This window comes from Tahibacter caeni, assembly GCF_024609805.1.
In the GTDB taxonomy this organism is placed as follows: domain Bacteria; phylum Pseudomonadota; class Gammaproteobacteria; order Xanthomonadales; family Rhodanobacteraceae; genus Tahibacter; species Tahibacter caeni.
In genome coordinates this window covers 1-3,384 of the sequence record NZ_JANFVR010000427.1, presented here as the reverse complement: position 1 = coordinate 3,384, position 3,384 = coordinate 1, and the positions used below count along the sequence as shown (strand labels likewise).

General features: G+C 69.4%; 2 protein-coding genes and 1 pseudogene. 1 reads left to right on the top strand and 2 read right to left on the bottom strand.

The features are described 5' to 3' along the window. Positions 1-76: 76 nt before the first annotated feature. Positions 77-1,177 carry a PilT/PilU family type 4a pilus ATPase gene (locus NON22_RS22010; RefSeq protein ID WP_257389144.1) on the bottom strand — a complete coding sequence of 367 codons (1,101 nt, stop codon included), beginning with the start codon at positions 1,175-1,177 and terminating at the stop codon, positions 77-79. A 4-nt stretch (positions 1,178-1,181) separates the two neighbouring features. Further along, positions 1,182-2,765 carry a GspE/PulE family protein gene (locus NON22_RS22005; protein ID WP_257389143.1) on the bottom strand — a complete coding sequence of 528 codons (1,584 nt, stop codon included), beginning with the start codon at positions 2,763-2,765 and terminating at the stop codon, positions 1,182-1,184. Between the two features lie 383 nt (positions 2,766-3,148). Here NON22_RS22005 and NON22_RS22000 point away from each other — a divergent pair. After that, positions 3,149-3,384: pseudogene (locus tag NON22_RS22000) on the top strand (5-dehydro-4-deoxy-D-glucuronate isomerase); the annotation flags it as partial.

Below are 3,384 nucleotides of genomic sequence, written 5' to 3'. Positions count from 1 at the left end.
GCCGCACCTCGTCGCGCGCGAGTCCTGCCAGCCGCCGCGCGGCTAGCGCGGCGTGCCGGCGCGTCGCGGCGCCGGATCAGAGATCCTCCATGCGCAGGTCGCTCATGGTCTCGATCGGATTGGTCAGGCGCACGCGCAGCGACAGGTCGGTGCGCGAGTCGGCGTGGTCGAGCGCTTCGGCGAGGCTGATCCGGCCCATGGCATAGAGGCGGTACAGCGCCTCGTCGAAGGTCTGCATGCCGATGTTGACGCCCTGCTTCATGGCTTCCTTGAGCTGGTCGATCTCGCCCTTCTCGATGAGGTCGGAGACGTAGGCCGTGTGCAGCAGCAGTTCCACGGCCGGCACGCGCTTGCCGTCGAGGCCCCGGACCAGGCGCATCGCGACGACGGCCTGCAGGTTCAGCGACAGGTCGATCAGCAGCTGGTGCCGGGCCGAATCCGGGAAGAAGTTGATGATGCGGTCCAGGGTCTGGTTCGCGTTGTTGGCGTGCAGGGTCGACAGGCAGAGATGGCCGGTCTCCGCGTAGGCGATCGCGTGCTTCATGGTCTCGCGGTCGCGGATCTCGCCGATCAGGATCACGTCGGGCGCCTCGCGCATCGCATTCTTCAGCGCGTTCTCGTAGGACAGCGTGTCGAGGCCGATCTCGCGCTGGTCGACGACCGACTTGTCGTGGCGGTGGATGAATTCGATCGGCTCCTCGATGGTCAGGATGTGGCCGGTGCGCTGGTGGTTGCGGTAGTCGATCATCGACGCTAGGGTCGTCGACTTGCCCGAGCCGGTGCTGCCGACGACGAGCACGAGCCCGCGCGGCAGCATGATCAGGTCCTTTAGCCGGGGCGGCAGCGACAGCTGCTCCAATGTCGGGATGTCGCTGCTGATGTAGCGCACGGCGATCGCGACGGTGTCGCGCTGCCGGTAGACGTTGACGCGGAAGCGGCTGCCGTCGGCCAGCGCGACGGCCAGATTCATTTCCAGGGTCGCCTCGTATTCCTTCTGCTGCTTCTCGCTCATGATCGAGTAGGCCATGCCGCGCACGTCCTCGGCGGCCAGCGGGGTCTCGCCCAGGTGTACGGTCTCGCCCTCGATCTTGATCGACGGCGGCGCGCCGGCGCTGAGGAAGCAGTCGGACGCCTTCTTGCGCGCCATCAGCTGCATGTAGCTCGTCAGTTCGGGCATGTCGTCACTCCAGCCGTGTCAGGTAGGCCTCGTGCAGCGGGATCTCGTGGTTGCGGGCCAGGCCGACCGCGTGCGCGGTCAGCGCGACCATGCCGTCGCGCAGCGCCTGTTCCTGCAGCGCGGCTTCGTCGAGATCGGCCGTGATCAGCCGGCGCAGCGCCGGCGTCGCGACGAGGTATTCGTAGGTCATGCGGCGCCCGGCGATGCCGGTACCGGCGCAATGCCGGCAGCCGACGCCGCGCAGGAAGATGTCCTCGGGCCCGATGCCGAGCAGCTCGCGCACGTGCGGGTCGGGCGCCTCGGGCACGCGGCAGTAGACGCAGTTGCGCCGGACCAGGCGCTGCGCGAGCACGCCGAGCAGGGTCGCGCGCAGCAGGTACGCCGGTATGCCCATCTCGAGCAGCCGCGAAACGGTCGCGACGGCGGAGTTGGTGTGCAGGGTCGACAGCAGCAGATGGCCGGTCTGCGCGCTTTCCACGGCGATGCGTGCGGTTTCCTCGTCGCGGATCTCGCCGACCATGATCACGTCCGGATCGTGGCGCAGGATGTTGCGCAGCGCCTTGGCGAAGGTCATGCCGATGTCGGCGTTGATCGGGATCTGGGTGATGCCCGGCACGTGGAACTCGACCGGGTTCTCGACCGTGATGATGTTGAGATTGCGGCGCACGACGGCGTTGAGCGCCGCATACAGGGTCGTGCTCTTGCCCGAGCCGGTGGGGCCGGTCACGAGCAGCATGCCGTGGCTGTGCTCCAGCGCGTCGCCGAGATGGCGCTGGTCGGCCGTGGACAGCCCGATCTCGCCGATGTCGTTCGTGCCCACGCGCGACAGCAGCAGGCGCATCGCGACGCTCGCGCCTTCGACCGACGGCATGATGCTGATGCGGATGTCGATCATGCGGCCGCGGTCGCGCACGCGCAGCTGGCCGTCCTGCGGCAGCCGGTGCTCGGTGATGTCCATGACGCCGAGGATCTTGATGCGGCCGACGATGGCCGGCAGCAGCGCGCGCGAGAAGCGGCGCACCAGGATCAGCTCGCCGTCGATGCGGAAGATCAGCTCGACGTCCTTTTCGCCGGGGCGGATGTGCACATCGGACGCGCGCCGGCGTATCGCCTCGAGCAGGATGTTGCTGACCAGCCGCACGACCGGCCGGGCCGAGGACAGCGCTTCGAGTTCGTGGCGCTCGCCGGCACTTTCCGGCGCGGTGCTGGCCTCGAGCGCGGCGAAGTCCTCGCTGTCGTCGATGCGCTCGTAGCAGGCGTCGATCTTGGCCAGCAGCAGGTCCTCGGCCGCGACCTCGATGCACAGCGAGCGGCCGGTCAGGAACTGCAGCAGCTGTTCGGTCTCGGTGTTCGTCGGCGAGGCCATGGCCACGCGCAGCTGGTCGCCGGCATAGCCCAGCGGCAGCACGCAGCGGCTGCGCGCGAAATGCGCCGGAATCTCGTCGAGGACCTCGCGCGGGATCTCGGCGTCGAGCGCGGCCAGCGGCAGTCCGAACTGCCGCGCGAGCGCCGCGGCCGAGGGCGCGTGCCCGGCCGCCGCGCCGGTTTCGCCGGGCGCCTGGTCGCGGACGGCGTCGGGGCCGTTCATCGGATGTACTCGCCGGCGTTGCGGCGCCGCGGCCGGGACGATGGTCCTGGTCGCCGCGTATCGCCGGATTGTTCGCGCCCCTGATCCATGCCGTGCCCGCCGCGTCCGCTCCGGCCGCAGCATACGCCGTTTCGCCGCGGGCTCGCGCTTTTGCAGGATGCGGCAGTTTCCACGATTGCGATAGCCGGCCCGCGCACGGGCCGGCCGGCCAATGCGGGCGCGCTGTGTGCGGTGGTCGGTAGGCGGGCGGCCGGGGCCGATGTGGCGTACGGCGGCGGAACGGACCGCGACCAGGACAGGTGGCTGTGACTCGCCAAATTGACACCGGTTACCAAAGCCCGTCAAACCGGCTACGATGCGGACCGGATTCCCCGGAGCCTGCCATGTACCGCAAGACCTACCACGCCTGCCATCCCGACTCGATGCAGGGCGTCAGCAACGAGCAGCTGCGCGAACGTTTCCTGATCGGCGAGCTGTTCGTTCCCGGCGCGGTCACGTTGAACTACACGCATTACGAGCGTTTCGTGATCGGCGGCGCTGCGCCGGCCCGCGCGGCGGTCGCGCTGCCGGCGCAGACCGAGCCGGCCTCGGCCGCGGGCAAGCCGTTCCTCGAGCGGCG

What these genes read in the sequence shown, in the direction of transcription:
- NON22_RS22010 (WP_257389144.1), bottom strand. Translation starts at nt 1,177, where the DNA reads ATGCCCGAACTGACGAGCTACATGCAGCTGATGGCGCGCAAGAAGGCG.
- NON22_RS22005 (WP_257389143.1), bottom strand. Translation starts at nt 2,765, where the DNA reads ATGAACGGCCCCGACGCCGTCCGCGACCAGGCGCCCGGCGAAACCGGC.